At 72.9% G+C, this 17984-nt stretch carries 16 protein-coding genes; 7 read left to right on the top strand and 9 right to left on the bottom strand.

Annotated elements, in window-relative coordinates; translation table 11 throughout:
- Nucleotides 1-312: 312 nt before the first annotated feature.
- Together WMF26_RS07890 and WMF26_RS07885 are read right to left on the bottom strand one after the other, a co-directional pair.
- Nucleotides 313-1698, bottom strand: a complete 1386-nt coding sequence (locus WMF26_RS07890) for a CCA tRNA nucleotidyltransferase (RefSeq protein WP_437999811.1) — start codon at nt 1696-1698, stop codon at nt 313-315.
- A gap of 52 nt (nt 1699-1750) precedes the next feature.
- The gene (locus WMF26_RS07885) at nt 1751-3661 is read right to left on the bottom strand and encodes a protein kinase domain-containing protein (protein WP_437999810.1); all 1911 of its coding nucleotides are present in this window, start codon (nt 3659-3661) and stop codon (nt 1751-1753) included.
- A 228-nt stretch (nt 3662-3889) separates the two neighbouring features.
- On the opposite strand from WMF26_RS07885, the gene WMF26_RS07880 reads away from it, so the two are divergent.
- Nucleotides 3890-5623: an ABC transporter permease gene (locus tag WMF26_RS07880; RefSeq protein WP_437999809.1), complete on the top strand. Its 1734-nt coding sequence runs from the start codon at nt 3890-3892 to the stop codon at nt 5621-5623.
- A gap of 66 nt (nt 5624-5689) precedes the next feature.
- Here the strand turns inward: WMF26_RS07880 and WMF26_RS07875 are convergent, their stop codons facing one another.
- From WMF26_RS07875 to WMF26_RS07845, 7 genes are all read right to left on the bottom strand, one after another.
- Complete coding sequence (locus WMF26_RS07875) at nt 5690-6835, bottom strand: hypothetical protein (RefSeq protein ID WP_437999808.1); 1146 nt, start codon at nt 6833-6835, stop codon at nt 5690-5692.
- Between the two features lie 52 nt (nt 6836-6887).
- Entirely contained in the window at nt 6888-8789 is a 1902-nt protein-coding gene (locus WMF26_RS07870; RefSeq protein WP_437999807.1) for a 4Fe-4S binding protein, read from the bottom strand.
- A 4-nt stretch (nt 8790-8793) separates the two neighbouring features.
- Complete coding sequence (locus WMF26_RS07865) at nt 8794-9786, bottom strand: DUF362 domain-containing protein (RefSeq protein WP_437939444.1); 993 nt, start codon at nt 9784-9786, stop codon at nt 8794-8796.
- Nucleotides 9787-9888: 102 nt separating this feature from the next.
- A complete protein-coding gene (locus WMF26_RS07860) occupies nt 9889-11691 on the bottom strand; it encodes a protein kinase domain-containing protein (RefSeq protein WP_437999806.1) in 1803 nt (600 codons plus the stop codon).
- Nucleotides 11692-11832: 141 nt separating this feature from the next.
- The gene (locus tag WMF26_RS07855) at nt 11833-12150 is read right to left on the bottom strand and encodes a type II toxin-antitoxin system RelE/ParE family toxin (RefSeq protein WP_437999805.1); all 318 of its coding nucleotides are present in this window, start codon (nt 12148-12150) and stop codon (nt 11833-11835) included.
- On the bottom strand, nt 12147-12386 hold the full coding sequence (locus WMF26_RS07850; RefSeq protein ID WP_061622802.1) for a hypothetical protein: 240 nt from the start codon (nt 12384-12386) through the stop codon (nt 12147-12149). The genes WMF26_RS07855 and WMF26_RS07850 overlap by 4 nt, the downstream gene beginning before the upstream one ends.
- 63 nt (nt 12387-12449) lie before the next feature.
- Nucleotides 12450-13328 carry a hypothetical protein gene (locus WMF26_RS07845; protein WP_437336564.1) on the bottom strand — a complete coding sequence of 293 codons (879 nt, stop codon included), beginning with the start codon at nt 13326-13328 and terminating at the stop codon, nt 12450-12452.
- Between the two features lie 815 nt (nt 13329-14143).
- On the opposite strand from WMF26_RS07845, the gene WMF26_RS07840 reads away from it, so the two are divergent.
- The 6 genes from WMF26_RS07840 to WMF26_RS07815 all read left to right on the top strand — a co-directional run bounded on the left by WMF26_RS07840 (nt 14144) and on the right by WMF26_RS07815 (nt 17973).
- On the top strand, nt 14144-14500 hold the full coding sequence (locus WMF26_RS07840) for a DUF4398 domain-containing protein (protein ID WP_437999804.1): 357 nt from the start codon (nt 14144-14146) through the stop codon (nt 14498-14500).
- An 8-nt stretch (nt 14501-14508) separates the two neighbouring features.
- Nucleotides 14509-14985: a hypothetical protein gene (locus tag WMF26_RS07835; RefSeq protein ID WP_437336562.1), complete on the top strand. Its 477-nt coding sequence runs from the start codon at nt 14509-14511 to the stop codon at nt 14983-14985.
- A gap of 213 nt (nt 14986-15198) precedes the next feature.
- Nucleotides 15199-15633 carry a universal stress protein gene (locus WMF26_RS07830; protein ID WP_437336561.1) on the top strand — a complete coding sequence of 145 codons (435 nt, stop codon included), beginning with the start codon at nt 15199-15201 and terminating at the stop codon, nt 15631-15633.
- A 135-nt stretch (nt 15634-15768) separates the two neighbouring features.
- Nucleotides 15769-16344, top strand: coding sequence for a CDP-alcohol phosphatidyltransferase family protein (locus tag WMF26_RS07825; RefSeq protein WP_437999803.1), 576 nt, complete (start codon nt 15769-15771; stop codon nt 16342-16344).
- A gap of 160 nt (nt 16345-16504) precedes the next feature.
- Nucleotides 16505-17476, top strand: coding sequence for a DUF4349 domain-containing protein (locus WMF26_RS07820; RefSeq protein WP_437999802.1), 972 nt, complete (start codon nt 16505-16507; stop codon nt 17474-17476).
- Between the two features lie 14 nt (nt 17477-17490).
- The gene (locus WMF26_RS07815; RefSeq protein WP_061623830.1) at nt 17491-17973 is read left to right on the top strand and encodes a hypothetical protein; all 483 of its coding nucleotides are present in this window, start codon (nt 17491-17493) and stop codon (nt 17971-17973) included.
- Nucleotides 17974-17984: the final 11 nt, after the last annotated feature.

Genomic DNA, 17984 nt, shown 5'->3' with positions numbered 1-17984 from the left:
GTGCGCAGCAACGGATGTTACACGAGACACGTCCGGATGGATGCGATCGGCATGAAATAATCGAGGCTGACGGCAGGTAGACAACCGACCACCGTTGTCGGCTCATGTACCTTGTCTGCGACCGATGGACTCGCGATCTGGGACAGGCTCCCCTAAGGAGCGAGGAGATGGCCGAGCGCGGGTGAACGGGCGCGACGCGCGACAAGGAGGGTCCGCGCGTCCCGCCGATACCACCCTCGTGCACACGCGGAGCGCGCCGAGCAGGCCAGCGCAGGGCCGGGCAGCCTCGTCGACAGCTCCCCCCTTACAACCCTACGCGCCGGCCGTCTTCGCGGCGACGAGCTCCCGCGCCGCCGCGAGCAGCCGCTCGGGCGTGTTCGCCTCGGGCTCCTCGGTCACGACCTCGACGAGCCGCTCCAGGAGCTCCCCCACGAGCCTGCTCGGCGGGATGCCGAGCTCTCTCATCAGCACGCTGCCGTTCACCGCGAGATCCTTGGCCGACAGCGCCGCGCCCGCGGCGAGCATCGCCTCTACCCGCGCCCGGAGCCGCCCGATCGTCGCGATGTCCTCGGTCACCTCGCGCCCCTTGCCGAGCGCGTCGGCGACGCCGATCTCGTAGAGATCCGGCGCGAGCGCCGGCGTCACCCGCCGCAGCCACCGCCGCACCGCGGCGTCGGTCCACGAGTCGTCGTAGCAGATCAAGTGGTGACGGATGAGCGCCACGATCCGCGCCCGCTCGTCGTTGGAGAAGCGCAGCCGCGACAGGATCGGCTCGGCCATCTCGGCGCCGACCCGCTCGTGCTCGTAGAACGTGTAGTCGCGGGTCTTGTCCGAGAACTCGCGCGTCCTCGGCTTGCCGATGTCGTGCATCAGCGCCGCCACGCGGAGGATCGGCTCCGGCTTGCACGCGTCGAGGCAGGCCATCGCGTGCCCCCACACGTCGTACGCGTGCCAGCGGTTCTGCTCGCACCCGACCGACTCCATCATCTCCGGGCAGGTGATCCCGAGCAGCTCCGTGCGCCGCATGATCTCGAACGCCACGCTCGGGCGGCGCGCGCGCATCGCCTTGAGCCACTCGTCGCGCACCCGCTCCGCGCTCACGCAGCGGAACGTCTGGTGCGACCGCGCGGTGCCCATGGCGCGCTCGGTCTCGGGATCGAGCGCCCCCTCCAGGGTCGCCGCGAACCGCGCCGCGCGCAGCACCCGCAGCCCGTCCTCGGCGAAGCGCTCGCCCGGGTCCCCCACCGCGCGGATGACCTTCGCCTCGAGATCCCGCTGCCCGCCGAACGGATCGATGAGGTGCCCGTCGACCGGATCGAGCGCGATGGCGTTCATGGTGAAGTCTCGCCGCGCGAGATCGGCCGTGATGTCGTCCACGAACTCGACCCGGTCCGGCCGCCGCCCGTCGCTGTAAGTCCCGTCGCCCCGCAGCGTCGTGACCTCGTACGGCACGCCGCGCACCATCACGGTCACGGTCCCGTGCTGGATCCCGGTCGGGATCACCTTCCGGAACGCGGCCATGACCTCCTCCGGCCGCGCGTCGGTCGCGACGTCCCAGTCCTTGGCGGGCTCGCCCCGGAGCAGGTCGCGCACGCAGCCGCCGACGATCCAGCCGCGCTTGCCGCGCTCGCGGAGGCGGCGACAGATGCCGAGCACGTCCTCGGGGACGAGGTCGATGAGGTGAGCTATCTGGGTCACCCCCGCGGCTTATCACGGCGCCCGGAGAGCGGGGCCCGCGCCGCGCGCCCGCTCACTTCTTCTGGTTCTGGTTCGCCCAGGGGTCCCGGACGTCCGAGCCCTTGGGCGGCTTGGCCGTCGTCTGCGGCGGCGGGCGCGGCGTCCCGCCGGGCCTCACCTTCGCGCCGCCCTTCTCGTCGACCTCGACGAGCTTCACGAGCTTGCTCTGCTCCGTCCCATCGAGCACGACCGTGCTGGTGTGGTACCCCTCGGCGCGGATGTCGATCGTGACCGTCTGCCCCTGCTCCACGTCGATGCTCGCGGGCAGCCTCAGCTCCACGCCGTTGCGGTAGCCGACCGCCGTCTCCGGCACGGCGGCCAGCGCGACCACCGTCTTCTGGACGGCGGGCGGCGGCGCGGGGGCCGGCCTGACCGCCGGCGCCTCGACCGGCGGCTTCTGCGCCTGCGGGGCCGTGTCGCGCGCGGACCCGCTCGCGCCGATGACGAAGATGGCGGTCACGATCCCCACCGCGGCCGCCGCGCCGGCGACCCACACGTAGCGAGGCCACGGCGAGCGCGGCGGCGACGGCGGCGTCGCCGGGACGATCACCTTCGACGTCTTGAAGTAGTCGTGCGGCACGTTGAAGCCGCCCGAGCGCGCCATCATCTCCGCGACCGCGCCGGGCACGCCCCCGCTCCGCACGCGCTCCAGGTCGTCGTGGAGATCGCTCATCGACTGGTAGCGCGACTCCGGCTTCTTGGAGAGGCACTTCAGGATCACCGCCTCGAGCCCAGGCGGGCAGTCCGGGCCGCCGACGAGCGCGCGGATGGGGACCGGCGCCTTGTACATGTGCTGCGTCAGGATCCCCATGAAGTTGTCGGCGTTGAACGGCAGCTGCCGGCTCACGAGCTCGTAGAGCATCACGCCGAGCGAGTAGATGTCGGTCCGGTGATCGATCGGCGCGCCGGCGGCCTGCTCGGGCGACATGTAGTGCGGCGTCCCGAACACCGCCCCGGCGCGCGTCAGCTTGGTCGTCGTGCTCGTCGACACCTTCGCGATCCCGAAGTCGAGGATCTTCACGAAGTTCGGATCGCTGCCGCGCGGCACCACGAACACGTTGTCCGGCTTGAGATCGCGGTGGATGATGCCCGCGTCGTGCGCGGCGGCGAGGCCCGCGGACAGCTGCAGCGCGATGTGGCAGATGCGGTCCATCGGCAGCTCGTTCGGCGAGTCGATGAGCTGCGCCAGGCTCACGCCCTCCAGGTACTCCATGACGAAGTACGTGGAGCCGTCCGGCAGGTCGCCGAAGTCGGAGATGTCGACGATGTGCGGGTTGCCGATGCTCGACGCGGCGCGGGCCTCCTGCACGAAGCGCTCGAAGATCTCGCGGTCCCGCGCGAGCTCGGCGCGGAGCACCTTCACGGCGACGCGCTTGTCGATGACCTTGTGGCGGGCGAGGTACACGAACCCCATCCCGCCTTCGCCGAGCAGCCGCTCGATCTTGTACCGGTGATCGAAGGTCGTCCCGATGTACGGATCCTTTGCGCCGGGCGGCCGCCGCTCGCGCGGCTCGACCTCGTCCGGCGGCGGGATCTCCAGGGAGGGCTCCGCCTCGCTGATCGGGGCCGCGCTCGTCCTGCCGCTCATCTCGTCGGCGTCCGGCTCGCTCTGCCGTCCGAGCCGCGGGGTCTTCTGGCGCAGCGGCGGCGGCGCGCGGAAGCTCGGCGGGATCTCGCTGTCCGGCCCCTCGACCCAGCCCGACCTGGAGGGCCTCGACGAGGGCCGGAGCTCGACGTCCACGGGCACGTCGTCGCCCGCGCCCTCGGGCGCCACGGCGGGCGCGAACGCGGTGCCGACCCCGGACGAGCGAGCGCCGCCAGCCGCGCCGGTGGGGCGCGACGCCGGTGCCTCATCGAGCGCGCCTGCCTCTTCCTCGAAAACTCTGCTGCGCGCGGTGTGGTGCTCGTTTTTGGTGGCGCTCATGAAAGGCTCGCGGGCAGAGGTGCACGCCACATGCCGGCATCAGCGGCAGGGTCGGATCCTAGCAGGTGTTCGGTCCGGGAAGCGAGGGCCAGCGGACGTCGCCCGCGAAAGCCGGCGCGGCCGATGACGCCGGGGCGCGGCCGCCGCGTCGGGGCACAGCCGCTCTGCCCTCTGCGGCGCAGCGGGCACCGTGCCGCGCGCGCCGCGTTCTGCTAGGAGGGCTGCGCGATGAGCTACCCCCTCAAGGTCGCGCTCTACTCGGCCTGGATTGCCCTTAATGTCGTCGTTCTTCTGGTTCTCGCCGCGCTGATCTACGATATCGCGACGCAGCGCTACACCATCCGGGTCGCGCTGCAGTACCTCGGCTCCAAGAAGCGGGCGTTCGTTTCGGTCGGCACCACGTTCGCGATCCTCGGGGTCGCGCTCGGTGTCGCGGCGCTCGCGACCGTGATCAGCGTGACCGGCGGCTTCCGGACGGAGTTCCGCGACAAGGTCCTCGGGGTCAACGCTCACGTCCTGGTGATCAAGTATTCCACGGATTTTCGGGAATACAGATCGGTCATGGATCAGGTCGCCAAGGTGCCGGGCGTCATCGGCGCGGCGCCCTTCAGCATCAACCCCATGATGCTGACGCACGGCGACGCGACCGCGACCAACGTGCTCGTGAAGGGGGTCGACCCGGCCAGGAGCCTCGGTGTGGGCGCCGACGGCGCCGCCGCGCCCGTGCTCGATCTGCCTCGGTACGTCCTCCCGGGCGGCGATCTCAGCGGGTTGCGGCGCCCCGGGGCGAAGCCCGCCGAGCGCGCGCCGTCGCCGTCGCCGTCCTTGCCCGACGTTCCTCTCCTGGACAAGGGCGCCCGCGGCGCGCTCGAGCCCGACGCGGGTGAGCTCGATCTGCTGAAGGCGTACGAGGAGCGCATCCTGGAGGACGAGCGCAAGGCGGCCGCGCGGGACGCCGGCGCCGAGCCTGCGCCCCCGCCGGCCGAGCTCGACGTCGCCGAGGGTGCTGGCGCCGAGGAGGCCGAGCTCGCGATCGCCGAGGGGGCCCCCCAGGGGTCGATCGAGCCGGAGGGCGGGTACGGCAGCAAGCTGCCCGAGGACGACGAGCTGCCGCCCGAGGTCGATCCGGATCCCTGCGCGGACAAGGAGAAGGTCGCCAAGCTGCCGGGCATCGTCATCGGCGCCGGGCTGGCGAAGAACCTGTCCCTCGAGATCGGCGAGTGCGTCACCGTCACCTCGCCGACCATCGGCTTCTCGTTCTCGGACGGCGCCATCAAGCCGCCGGTCGCCAAGCAGTTCCGGGTCATCGCGCTCTTCGAGGCGGGCTTCGAGCAGTACGACACCAAGCTCGCGTACGCCGATCTCTACGAGACGCAGGCGTTTTACGATCACGGCGACACGGTGACCGGCGTCGAGATGAAGGTCGATGACATCGACAACGCCAGCAACATCGCGCGCGAGATCACGAACCTCCTCAGCAACGGGCTTTACTACACGATGGACTGGGAGGAGCTGAACCACGGGCTCTTCACCGCGCTGGTCGTCCAGCAGCTGCTCATGAGCGTCGTGCTGGGGCTCATCATCGTGGTCGCCGCGTTCACGGTGATCGCGACGCTGATCATGGTCGTGCTCGACAAGAAGAAGGAGATCGCGGTCCTCAAGGCGATGGGCTCGACGGACTCCGAGATCCTCCGCATCTTCCTCTACCAGGGTGGGATCATCGGCCTCGCCGGCACCACGCTGGGGCTCCTGCTCGGCGTGGCGGTGTGCAAGGGGCTCCTGGTCTACGGCTTCCCGCTCGACCCGAAGGTCTACTTCATCTCCCGCCTCCCCGTGCACGCGACCCCGCAGGCGTTCGCCATCACGGGCGACGTCGCCATCCTCATCTGCCTCCTGGCCACCGTCGCGCCGAGCCTGTACGCCGGGCGCCTGCGCCCCGCCGAGGGCTTCCGCGCGCAGTGATCTCCCCCGCCTGACCGCGCTCCCCGGCCCTCTCCCCGAGGGCCGGGCACCTCGCCGAGCCCCCCTTTACCGCCGCGAGGCCGCGTAGAGCCGCTGCCGCCGGTCGACCATGTCCAGGTCGGACGCGACGTAGAGCGTGCACTCATCGGGCGAGAGCGACGGCGTCATGACGGCGATCTCCGGCTTGAGGCTCGCCAGCAGCATCTTGGCCTTCTCCCCGGGCACGGGCAGCCCGTCGGCCCCGAGCCGCACATAGAAGCTCCGCAGCACCGACGCCTGCGCGCAGTCGCCCCGCGCGCTGTACGGGGCCTGGAAGAAGAGCACGCTCCCGTCGGGCGTCACCCACGGCGCGAGGTCGTCGCCCTCCGCCGGGCAGTCGCCGGGCAGGACGATGTGGAGCTCCCGCGCCTCCGCGTCGGTGGCGAGCATCGTGAGGAGCCGGCTCGTGATCTGCCCGCCCTCCTGGTGCTTGTTCATGAACCAGTACCGGTAGGGCCAGACGCCGTGGGCCACCGCCACCGAGTGGCTCCCCCCGTCCAGGTTGAGCGCCTCGAGCGTCGCCGCCTGGCTCGCCTCGAGCCGGTCCGCGACGAACACCAGCGGCAGGCTGCCCGGCCCCGGGAGGAGGCGATCGAAGAGCAGCGAGCCCGCGGGGAAGTCCGTGCTCGGCGAGCGCGCGTCGACCGGCAGGAGGAGCGGGCCCGACTCCGACTGCGGCGAGTTGACCGCGTCGCTCGCGACCACCTCGCCCGTCGTCCAGGGCCGCCCCGTCGCCGTGGCGATCTGCGCGTCGCTCGACCCGAACGTGGCCACGTAGACGAGCCGCTGCGTCGCCGCGCCCTCGCCCTCGCCGGGCTCCTCGCGCACGCGCGGGAACGCGGGCTTCGCCCCGTCGACCTCGATCGCCGTCGGCGCGCCGAACGACAGCGCGCCGACGCGGTCGGCGCAGCGCACGCACGTGTCGCTGGCCGTGCAGAACTCCCCGGCCTTGCACGCCGCGCACCCGCCCTCGCCGCCTCCTCCCGCCGAGGAGGACGACGACGTCGCGGCCCCGCCCCCGCCCCCGTCGCCGCCGCCTCCGCCGCCTCCGCCGCCCCCCGAGCTCGACGACGACGCGGCCGGCGCCTCGGCCGCCGTGAACGGCTCGCCGCAGCCGGGCGCGCCCCACAGCGCGGCCAGCGAGAAGATCCCGAACAAGCGAAGCGTGCGCACCCGAGCTGCCTCCTGCCGTGTTCCCGCCGCGCGGAGCAGGCGCGCGCCCGGGTCAAGATGCCTTGTTGTAATCCGTGTCCTCAAGGAGGATGACGTTCGTCTTCGACCGGGTCTCGCCGACGCTGGTGACGTAGACCGCGGGCTTGTCCTGCACCGGGCAGACCTTCTCGCACGCGCCGCAGCCGATGCAGAGCGACGGATCGACGTGCGGGCGCTGCACGTGGACCATCTTCATCGGCGGCTCCTTGCCGTGCTCCGCGGGCACGGGCTCGCGCTTCGGGATGTCGACCTCCTCGACCCAGATCGCCTTGGGCGACGTCGGGCAGAACTCCTCGCAGACGATGCACGGCACGCTCATCGACCACGGCAGGCAGCGCCCCTGGTCGTAGAACGCCGTGCCGATCGAGATCGGCTTCTGGCCGATCCCCATCTTCTGCTCCTCGGTGATCTTCTGGATCGCGCCGGTCGGGCACACGTCGCCGCAGAGGACGCACGAGTGCTCGCAGTACCCGATGCGCGGGATGACGATCGGCGTCCAGAGCCCCTCGATCCCCGCCTCGAAGAACGCCGGGTGGATCGCGTTGTTCGGGCAGACCTTCATGCACTCGGCGCACCGGATGCAGCGCTCCAGGAACTCGCGCTCCTCGACCGAGCCCGGCGGCCGGATGACGCGGTGGTCGTAGTTCGCGTCGAGCACGTCGGCGATGCGCGCCGTCGGGATGATCACCGCGCCGGCGGCGGCGGTCGCGAGGGCGGTGCGGCGGCCCGTGTCGGGCGTCACGAGGGCGCTCTTCCGGTTCGGCAGGAAGCGGAACTTGATGACGTCCTCGGGGCAGGCGTTCTCGCAGTTGAGGCACATGTGGCACTCGTCCTGCCGCCACTTCACCCCGCCCTGGGGCGAGTCGGCGCCCTGGCAGTGCACGAGGCACAGGTTGCAGTCGGTGCACTTCGCGTGATCCTTCTGCATCCCGAAGAGCGCGAAGCGGGCGAACACCCCGAGGAAGGCGCCGAGCGGGCAGAGCACGCGGCACCAGAAGCGCGGGATGAAGCGGTTCATGAACAGGATCGCGACGAACAGGATCCCGACGAACCACGCCTGGTGGAAGTAGAACTGCTTCGTCTGCCACACGCTCGCGGCCAGGAAGTCCTGCGCCTGGTCCGCGGCGACCTGCACCTGCCGGCTCCCGGTCGCGGCCGCGGAGCCGGTCACCACGGCGGCGACGTACTGCGCGGCCGGGATGACCGCGAGGCCGATCGCCCGGACGGCCACGCAGATCGGATCGAACAGGCCGCCGATCACGCTGCCGGCCATGCTCGCCGCGAGGAACGCGTACATCAGGTAGTACTTCACCCGCTGCCGCGCGTACGTCTTGTTCGCCTCGACGCGCTTGCCGCCCTTGCCGTAGCGCGACGGGAAGATCCACCCGAAGAAGTGGTGGAGCGTGCCGAACGGGCAGATCCAGCCGCAGAACACGCGCCCGAAGACGAGCGTCAGCGCGAGGATCCCGAGCGACCAGAGCAGGCCGCGGTAGACGGTGTGCGTCGAGAGCAGGGTCATCGCGCCGACGAACGGGTCGGCGAGGAGGAACCCCTCGACGGGCAGCGGCAGGCGGACGCGCGCCTCGGACGAGGCGAACGAGCCGCGGAAGCCGGTCTGGAACAGGAAGTAGAGGAACAGCCCGAGGCAGCCCGCCTGCACGGCGCGGCGCACCCAGACGAGCACCTGGATCACCTTGCGCGCCGGCAGCCCCGAGCCGGGCCGCCGCTTCGCGCCCGGCCGGACGATCGCGCGCGCCTTGCGCAGCAGGGCGGTCCAGGGAGCGACGCGCGCGGGCCCCGCGGGCGCACCGGGCACCGTCGCGCCGTGAGGGATCGCCTTCGCGGGCGCCGCGGCCGCTGCAGCCGCCGAGGGACGGTGCGCCGGCCCGGCCGGCGTCGGATCGGAGTTTGCCATGATACTACACCTCGGCGAGCCGCAGGTTCTGCCAGTGCATCGTGCCCAGGCCCCGCTCGTGGCCCATCTTGAGGTACGGGATCTCCTCGGGCTTGCGGCCGATGAGCTGGCACCCGTACGCGTCGGCGGCGACCTGGTCGGTCGTCGCGATCACGGTGTGCATGTCCTTCGCGTCGGCGACGTTCCCGCCCTGCGGCCCGTTGCGCATGAGGACGCGGACGGCGTCCACGATCGTGAGCGTCGGCTGGATGAACGTCGCGAGGTCGGCGATCGACACGTCGATGTTCTGGTGGAGGCGGTTGCGCCGGCCGCCGAGCGCCCCGTACCAGTTCTTCATCGCCGCGGTGTACTTCGACAGGTTGTGGTGCTTCGCGATCGGGACGTTGATGACCTTGTCCGCGTTGACGAGCGGCGTGTAGACGGGCCAGTCGTCGAGCACCTCGCCCTTCAGGCGCATGCCGCGGAAGCGGTGCGCGGCGGGGATGACGACCTCGGCGCCGACGTCGTACGCGGCCTTCCAGATGCCGGAGCGCTGGAAGCAGCGGTTCGGCTCGTTGCACGAGGCGTCGGTCACGATGACGCTCTTGGCGCCGGCGTCGTAGGCGAGGCGCACCACCTCGGCCACGACCTTGGGGTTCGTGTTGGCGGCGTGGATGGGCGTGCGGTCCCACCCGATGTTGGGCTTCACGACCACGACGTCGCCGCGCGAGATGAAGCGGCGCATCCCGCCGAGCGCGTCGACCGCCTTGCGGACCAGGGCGGCGGGGTCCGGCGCGCCCCCGGCGAGCGCCTCGGCGCCGGCGCGGGCGACGACGAGCTGGGGCACCCCGGCGGGCGCGTCGCGGAGCCGGTAGTCGCGCGTCTGCTGGCGCTCGGCGGCGGCGGCGGCGGTGCCGCCGCGGTCCCACCGGGCCGCCGCGACCCCGGCCGCGCCCCCGAGGACGAGGCCCGCTGCGCCCAGCCGACGCAGCACTTCACGTCGAGAGATGTCACCCATGGCCCTCGCCTTCCCTGGCCCTACGGATAGCCTCCCCGGGCGGCTGCCACAAGCAGAGGCGGCCTGGCGGCGACGACGTGGGCCGCCTTCCAGCGCCGGCGATCAGGGAGGAGCGGCGGTGGACGGCGGCGAGGCCGCCGGGGCCGCCGTCGCGCCCGCTGCCGGGGACGCGCCCCCTGCGGGGGACGCGCCGGCCGCGGGGGGCGCGCCCGCGCTCGCCGGCGGCGGCGGCAGCTGCGGCAGCGCGCCGCTCGCGGCGGGCGCCGCCGGCTTCCCCGGCGAGGGCGGCGCGTCGTAGGGATCGGCCGCCTCGGCCCTCAGGCGGTCGCGCTCGGCGGCGCAGCTCGCGCGCTCCGCGTCGCAGGCGGCGCGCAGCTGCGTCGCGACGGCGAGCTCGGCGGCGCGCTGCTCGGCGAGCGTCTTGGCCTCGTCGCGCTCGGCGGCCATCGCCGCGCGCGCCTTCTCGGCCTCGGCGAGCCGCTCGCGGTCCGCCATGGCGGCCTTCTGCGCGGCGGCGGCGTCGTCCTCGCAGGCCTTGAGGCGCGCCGCCTGGGTCGCGTGCAGCGACTGGATCTGGCGGGCGTGCTCCGCCTCGGTCATCGAGCCGCTCTTCTGGAGGGTGGCGAGCGTCTCGTTGAACTCCACGCGGTCCTGCTCGCGGGCGGTGCGGCACGCGTTCTTCTCCGCCTCTGCGATCTGGTGGGAGGCGACGCAGGTGTCGAGCTTGTCGAACGACTCGGCGCCCTTCTGGCGGGCGTGCTCGAGCTCGTTGGCGAGCCGCAGGGTCTCGCGCTTCGAGAAGCCGAGCAGCACGACCGCGCAGCCGACGAGGGTCATCGCGCCGGCCGCGATGCGCACGCGCAGGTAGGAGGTCTTCTGCTTGATCCGCAGCCGCTCGGCCTCGCGCTCGGCCTCGCGCTCCGGCTCGAGCAGCACGTCGAGCTCCTCGGCGAGCTGGGTCATCGACGGGCGCTCGTTCGGGTCGATCGCGAGCCACCGCCGGAGCGCGTCCTGGAACATCTGGCGCGGGCGCCCGGTGAGGTCGGGCAGCGCGTTGTCGGCGAGCGGTTTGTCGGCGCGGACGTCGTGGGACGCGGCGAGCTCGGTGCGGGTCTGCGCGGACTCGCCCGGGAAGTCCCGCGGGTTGACGAGCGAGTAGAGGAGGGTCGTGGCGAGCCCGTACGTGTCCATCTTCTCGCTGAGCGGCACGACGCCGGGGAAGCCGTTCAGCGCGCGGATCTGCTCGGGCGAGGCGTAGAGCGCCGTGCCTGCGCAGAACGAGGCCTCGCGCTCCGCGGCCACGCCGAGGTCGAGCAGGATCGGGTGGACGCGGCCGGCGAACCTCGCGAGGAAGATGTTGTCGGGCTTCACGTCCTGGTGGCGGAGCCCTGCGGCGTGGAGCGCCTCGAGCCCGCGCGCGACGGCCAGGAAGATGTCGTGCGCCTCGCGCATGCCGAGGGGGCTGCGCTCGAGGCGCTGCGCGAGGGTCTCGCCCTCGTAGACGGGCATGGTGAGCCACACGTACTCGGCGTTCATGCCGTGGTCCTTCAGCTGGACGACGTGCGGGTGGCCGACGGTGGCGAGCATGACGAGCTCGCGCTCCACGTTCCGCATCGCGTACAGCGAGCGGGGCATGAGCTTGAGGGCGACCTGGTGCTCGGGGACGTCGACGCGCTGGGCGACGTAGACCTTGCCGAACATGCCCTGCCCGAGGAGGCGCCCGAGGCGGTAGAGCCCGCCGACGATCTGGCCGACGTCGGGGAGGATCGAGGGGCCGCGGCTGCTGGTTCCGGGGTCGTCGGTGCCCCCGCGCGAGGTGGTGCGCACCAGGCTCGACGGGTCCGCCACCGTGACGGCGAACGCATGGACCATCGTGGTGCGGAGGCTCGGATCGGCGGGCGGCACGGCGGTTGCCAGGGTAGCGGAAGCGGCGAGCGCAGAGAAAAAAGCCGGCAGGCGAAAGACGGCGGGCGCCGGGAGTTTATTCGCGGAACCTGGCGAAAACGGAAGGCCGCGCGCGGAGCGCCGCGTCGACGCCGGGGCGGCTCACCGGAGCGAGAGCCGCGGCGGCCGGCCGCGCAGCGAGCTCCAGACGGCCAGCACGAGGATCTCTCCGCTCTCACGGTCGTGGACGTAGTAGACGAGGTAGCGCGTCGTCGGGAGCGGGGCGCGGCGAATCCCTTTGATGCGACGATGTGCGTGGGGCGCGCCGGCGTCCGGCGCTGCCCTGAGCAGGCTCAGCAGGGCGGCGAGCTCCTCTCGGAACAGGGAGGGCGCGGCCGGGCGGTTCTCGATCCACCACGCGGCCGCGTCCCTGGTCTGGCGGGCTGCGTCCGTGGTGAGCTGGACGCGGGCTCGCTTCATCCGCGGGCCGGCTCGAGGCGCGCGATCTCGGCCAGGAGCTCGTCCGCGTCGATCGTCCCTTCGCGTGCGCTCGCCAGGGACGCCTCCAGCGCCTCGTCGAGGTGAGCCCGCTCCGCGTCGTCCAGGTCGTCGTTGTCGGCCACCATGAGCTCGAGGACGGTCCCCTCGGCGAAGCTCGTCGGCTCGTCGACGACCAGCCGGCCGCCCTGTACCTTGGCTCGCAGCGCGCTGCTCATGACGCGAGCGTATCACCGCAGGTTCTGGCCGGGTAGCTCACGGGCAGCGCACGGGCCTGCGGCTCAGCCGTCGAGGGGCGCGGCCGGCGCCGCCGGCGAGGGCGCTGCGGGCGGAGGCGCCGCGGGCGCCGGGCCCGGCTGGGCCTTGGACCGCCGGGCCGCGGCGCGCTTGCGGCGCTCGTAGGCGCTCGTCACCTCGCGCACGATCTCGGGCTGGCTCCGGAACACGAAGCGCGCCGCGGACCGCACGAGGCCCATGCGCTCGATCAGCAGCGCCGCGAGCTTGTTGCGGAGCAGCAGGGCCTCCTGCGCTTGCCGGGAGATCGCCTCCGCCTGCGCCGGCAGGCTCCGCAGCTCGGCCGCCACGGCGCGCGCCTCGTCCAGGTACTCCGCCTTGAAGCCGCCGAGCCCGTCGAGCGCGTCGCGGTGCTTCTCCCCGAGCGTCGCGTAGTCGTGGAGCGCGCTCGCCAGCGCGTCCGCCGTGTCGGGATCCCCCGCGTGCGCCGCGTCGATCCGGGCGAGCATCTCGTCCCGCTCGTCCTCGACGCCGTCGTCGAAATAGAAGCTCAGCGTCGCCCAGATCTCTCCGAGCAGGAACTTCCCCCGCTCGCGCGGGCTCTTGTTCTTCTCGACGGTCAGGAGATAGCGCGTCTGCGCCTCCTGCGTCGCGCGCTGGAGCGAGAGGATCTCCTCCGCCGTCTTCGGCCCGAGGCGCGCCCCGTCGCCCTTCTTGCTGTCCTTCGGGACCGCCGACTCGAGGCCCAGGCGGGTCACCCGCTTCTGGGCGTCGACCTGGGTCTTCCAGTACTTCTCGAAGAACTTCGCCACGTCCACCGCCTCCCCGAGGAGCACGTGCAAGGGCACCGTGTTCGCCGGAAGCTCGGCGGCGTTCATCTGCTGCACGACGTCGGACCACCGCTCGATATCGCTCTTCTTCGTCATGTCGACCTCCCCTGGGCTGCGGCGCCGGCCATCCCGTCCGGCCCCGCCATCCCGGGCATCCATTCCGGAGAGCCCTGGCGGGGCTCCCCTCTTCTCAAGGACCTGAATCAAGGACCCGATCGCGTAACTCTCGATCTTTCTCGCCCCGCAAGCAGTCCAGGATGGAGTTCGAAGCGCGCGGGACGCGGGAGCTGCGCGACAGGGCGACGGAGATTCAAGCGCCGTGCCCGGGGGGCGCCGCGCCAGGGACACGCGAAGACGCGCCGGGGGGTCCCTGGCGACGCACCTCCTGTCCCTGGCGACCGGCTCCGTGTCCCTGGCGGCTCCCCGCATGTCCCTGGCGACTGGCTCCGTGTCCCTGGCGAGGACGCTGCCTGTCGCGCTCGGTTCGGGCACTTGTCCCTGGCGGCGCGCGTCCTGTCCCTGACCATCCAGATCGTGTCCCTGGCACCTCGCGACGAGCAGCGCGCCGCGGTCGTCACCGCTCCGCTCGGATTGCCATCGTGGAAGTTTACGGCGAGAGCTGTCGACTCCGGAGCGCCGCTCGCTGCGGGAGGTGCGCGTGTTCGAGCGCGGGACCGAAGGCCATCGTCGTCCGATGCGCAAGTACGCAATCCCTTGCGCAAGTGGCGAGACGCGCGACCACGAGGGCCAGCAGCATGGTGCCGCCAGCGCCACGCAGCGGAACGCCCCCACCGCAACGAGCAGCTCGCGCGCAGGGCGCTTACTGGCCTGTTCGATGCACTGCCGTGTCCCGGACGCGCGCCGGGAGCAACGGTTGCACTCGAGCGCTGCAAGATCGGGAATCCACGCAAATGCTCGCCAGAATCGCGCTCGTGATGGTGTCTCTGGAGCTCGCCGGGTGCGCCGCCATCCGCCCGACGGCGCCGCCGCCCGAGCTCGCCCGCGCCGAGGCGACGATCCGCGGGGCAACGCAGGAGGGCGCGGGCGCGGACCGGCGCGCGGCCATGCACCTCGCGCTGGCGCGGAGCGAGCTCGCCCAGGCGAGGCGGCGGCTGTCGGTCGGCGACCTGGAAGCCGCCCGCTGGCTGCTGCGGCGGGCCGAGGTCGACGCGGAGCTCTCGACGCTCATCGTGAGGGAGGCGGGGCTGCGCGACGCGGCGGGCCGCACGCTGGACCAGGCGAGCACGCTCGCCGAGGGGGCACGGTAGGAGGCCGCATGCGCGCCGGAGCTCCGCTCGCGATGGCCCTCTCGCTCGCCGGCTGCGCGCGGGGCGCGGCCGGGCCACCCCCCGAGCTCGCCACCGCGCGAGCCGCGGTCGTGCAGGCGCAGGACAACCCGCTCTCGCCGCTCGCGGTCGCCGAGCTGAAGCAGGCGGAGCAGGCGCTCGCGATCGCCGAGCGAGAGGCGCGCGAGCGCCCGCGCTCCGCCGCGGCGCGCGACGCCGCCTACGTCGCGCGGCGGCGGGCGCAGTGCTCGCTGCTCGCGTCGCTCGTGCGCGCGAACCAGAGCGCGCTCGCGCGGGCGCGGCAGACGCGGAAGACGTGGGAGACCCTCGAAGAGCTCCGCGCGCGAGGCGCGACCGGCGCGCCTGAGCCCGCGGCGCGCGATCTTCCCCCCGCTCCTTCCGACGACGTCGACCTCGAGCCCGACGTCGACCGCGCGCGCGCACGGCCCCAGCAACCCGCCCGGTGATCGCGGCCGCGGTCCCGCGCGGCGTCGCGCGCGGCGTACCGCCCCGGGCGTCAGCTCCCCCTCGGCGGAGCAGTTTCTCCTGGGACTGACCGGTTTTTGGATCCAAGATGCGCGCGGCACGCCTCCGCCGGCGGCGAAAGCGTCCCGGGGGCGGGCAGCGGTCGAAGGTCCACGATCGAAGGGACGCTCGGTCCCGCGTGCGAGGAGAGCGCGATGAAGGAAGGCGCGAACGTGATACTGGTCCCCGTCGACTTCGAGGCGGCGTCGATGAAGGCCGTCGAGCTCGCGAAGGACCTCGGCCAGAGGCTGGGGCAGAAGGTCGTGCTGCTGCACGTCTACCAGCTCCCGGTCTACACGTACCCCGGGCTGGAGCCGGCGCTGATGCCCGGGTTCCACGCCGAGGTGAGCGCCGCCGCGTCGCGCGCGGTCCAGCAGCTCTCGGCGCAGACCGGCGGGCTCGATACGGCGCTGCGCGAGGGCGATCCCGCGACCGAGATCCTGGCCGCCGCCGAGGAGCAGCGGGCGGCGATGATCGTCATGGGGACCCACGGCCGCCGGGGGATCTCGCACCTGTTCCTCGGCAGCGTCGCCCAGCAGGTGATCCGGAAGAGCAGCGTCCCCGTGCTCACCGTGCGCGTGCCCAGCTGATCGCGCCGCGCGCGTGCGTCTCCTCTAGGGCGGCCGGCGCTGCCGCCGGCCAGGGCGCGGCGGGCTCGATCGCGCTCGACGTGAGCAAGGACCACCCCCTTACGCGGCGCACCTGCGCCGCATGGAGCTCCTCGCATGTCGACCCTGTCTGCACGCGATCTCGCGCTCCCGCCGAACCTCATGAGCCTGGCCCGGCTGCCGCTCGCGGCGCTGTTCCCGATCGTGGCCACGCGCCCCGCGCTCGCCCTCGCCGTCCTCTGCTGCGCGGGGCTCACCGACGTGCTCGACGGCTGGCTGGCCCGCCGCTCCGGCCAGGTGACCCGCACGGGGGCGATCGTCGATCCGATCGCGGACAAGGTGTTCGCGCTCGCCGTGGTCGCCACGCTGCTCCAGAGCGGCGCGCTCCCGCTCTGGGGCATCCCGGCGCTGCTCGCCCGCGAGCTCCTCGAGCTGCCGCTCGCGCTCTGGATCGCGGTGAGCCGCCGCTTCCGCGGCGCGCGCCTCTCGACCGCGAGCGCCAACATCCCCGGCAAGCTCGCCACGGCGGTGCAGTTCGGGGCGGTCTTCGCCGCGATCGCGCTCCCCGGGGCGCTGCCGGCGGCGCTCGCGGCGGCGGCGGGCGCGGGCGCGGCGGCGGGCGTCTCGTACTGGGCGCGCCAGCTCCGGCGCGCTCCAGGAGCGGCGAAGGGCCCGCCGGACGCGGGCGGCTAGCTCGCCGCGCCCCTCCTCGGCTGCCGGAGGTGTTGCCGCGCTGCCCGGCCCCCGGCGATGGCGCGCGCCGCGCGCCACGGCGCGGGCGCCTCGGCATGGTGTAAGGTCGGCCGGGGCAGCGCGTTCTGCGCCTGTCACCGGCTCCACGCTCCGAGGAACCATGCGAAGAACGCTGCCCGCCTGGGCTCTCCTTGCCGTGCTCGCAGGCCCCGTCGCCTGCGCATCCAGCAGCTCCAAGGCGGGCGACGCCGCGCGCGCGTCGATGTACCCCGGGAGCGCCCCGATGTACGCGACGACGCAGGCGCCGGCCCCGCCGCCGCCGGATCCGACCACGGGGAGGGAGATCTCCGCCGTGAGGATCAGCGAGGAGGCGGCGATCGACGTCGACACGTCGACGAGCTCGGTCGCGCTCGCCAAGGCCGCGCCGCCAGCGCCCGTGGCAGCGCCGGCGCCCGGGCGGGGGGCGCCCGGCCCCGCGCAGCCCGCGGCGACAAGCAGGCCGGCGCCGACGAGCCCTGCGCCGCAGCCCGGCGCGGCGCCGGCCGCCACCGGGCCGCAGGGCGCCCAGCAGGGGGCCGCCGAGGCGAGCGCGGCGCCCGCGCCCCTCCTCGTCTACACGGCGCAGGTCGCGATGGCGGTGTTCGAGGTGGGCGCGTCGCTCGGCAAGGTCGAGGAGCTCGCGCGGGACCTCGGCGGCTTCCTCGCTCGCCGCGACGACCGGGCGATCACCATCCGCGTCCCCGCCGCCAGGTTCGACGAGGCGCTGAAGCGCCTGGAGGGCCTCGGCGACGTCCTCCAGCGCAACGTGGTCGCGGAGGACGTCACCGAGGAGTTCCTCGATCTCGGGGTCCGCATCCGCAACGCGCGGGTCGTGCGCGACCGCCTGGAGAAGCTCCTCGAGAAGGCCGCGAAGGTCGAGGAGTCGATCCAGCTGGAGCGCGAGCTCGCGCGCGTCACGAGCGAGCTCGAGCGCCTCGAGGGGCGCCTCAAGTTCCTGCGCGACCGGGTCGCGTTCTCGACGCTCACCGTCTCGTTCCAGCCGCGCTCGACGGAGACCATCACCCCGTCGGGCCCGCGGCTCCCGATCGACTGGCTCAACGAGCTCGGCCTCTCGCGGCTCCTCAACCTGTGACCGGGGCGCTTCCGATGATCCACTCCCTCCGCCACGCCTTCGTCCTCATCGCCTCGCTCGCCGGCGCCGCGGCGCCGCTCGGCTGCGGCCGGCCCTTCGTGCCCGCGACCCCGCCGGGCTTCGTCGACCTCGGGGATCGCTACGGCGACGACGAGTACCGCGCGACCACCGCCGAGGGGCTGGTGCTCGGCGTCCGCGCCTTCGACAACGATCCGGAGGGCGACCTCGCGTTCTGGTCCCGCGTGGTCGAGAAGCGGCTGCGCGAGGGCGGCGGCTACGCGCTGCTCGGCAAGGCCGACGTGAAGAGCCGGAGCGGCCTGCCGGGCGTCCAGCTGCGCTTCGGGCACGACGAGGGCAAGGAGGCGCACCTTTATTACCTCACCGTCTTCGTCGACGACGATCACGTCTTCCTCCACGAGGCAGGCGGCAAGAAGGAGCTGGTCGAGCGCCACCAGCAGCAGATCGACTGGTCCATCCGCAATTTCCTGCCGGATTGATCCGCGCGCTG

Origin of the sequence: Sorangium sp. So ce185, assembly GCF_051526825.1 — a bacterium.
Taxonomy (GTDB): Bacteria; Myxococcota_A; Polyangia; order Polyangiales; family Polyangiaceae; genus Sorangium; species Sorangium cellulosum_D.
This window is presented reverse-complemented; position numbering and strand designations above follow the sequence as displayed.

Coding starts and splice junctions, on each gene's coding strand:
- WMF26_RS07885 (WP_437999810.1), bottom strand. CDS start 3,661: ATGAGCGCCACCAAAAACGAGCACCACACCGCGCGCAGCAGAGTTTTC.
- WMF26_RS07880 (WP_437999809.1), top strand. CDS start 3,890: ATGAGCTACCCCCTCAAGGTCGCGCTCTACTCGGCCTGGATTGCCCTT.
- WMF26_RS07870 (WP_437999807.1), bottom strand. CDS start 8,789: ATGGCAAACTCCGATCCGACGCCGGCCGGGCCGGCGCACCGTCCCTCG.
- WMF26_RS07865 (WP_437939444.1), bottom strand. CDS start 9,786: ATGGGTGACATCTCTCGACGTGAAGTGCTGCGTCGGCTGGGCGCAGCG.
- WMF26_RS07855 (WP_437999805.1), bottom strand. CDS start 12,150: ATGAAGCGAGCCCGCGTCCAGCTCACCACGGACGCAGCCCGCCAGACC.
- WMF26_RS07850 (WP_061622802.1), bottom strand. CDS start 12,386: ATGAGCAGCGCGCTGCGAGCCAAGGTACAGGGCGGCCGGCTGGTCGTC.
- WMF26_RS07845 (WP_437336564.1), bottom strand. CDS start 13,328: ATGACGAAGAAGAGCGATATCGAGCGGTGGTCCGACGTCGTGCAGCAG.
- WMF26_RS07840 (WP_437999804.1), top strand. CDS start 14,144: ATGCTCGCCAGAATCGCGCTCGTGATGGTGTCTCTGGAGCTCGCCGGG.
- WMF26_RS07835 (WP_437336562.1), top strand. CDS start 14,509: ATGCGCGCCGGAGCTCCGCTCGCGATGGCCCTCTCGCTCGCCGGCTGC.
- WMF26_RS07830 (WP_437336561.1), top strand. CDS start 15,199: ATGAAGGAAGGCGCGAACGTGATACTGGTCCCCGTCGACTTCGAGGCG.
- WMF26_RS07825 (WP_437999803.1), top strand. CDS start 15,769: ATGTCGACCCTGTCTGCACGCGATCTCGCGCTCCCGCCGAACCTCATG.
- WMF26_RS07820 (WP_437999802.1), top strand. CDS start 16,505: ATGCGAAGAACGCTGCCCGCCTGGGCTCTCCTTGCCGTGCTCGCAGGC.
- WMF26_RS07815 (WP_061623830.1), top strand. CDS start 17,491: ATGATCCACTCCCTCCGCCACGCCTTCGTCCTCATCGCCTCGCTCGCC.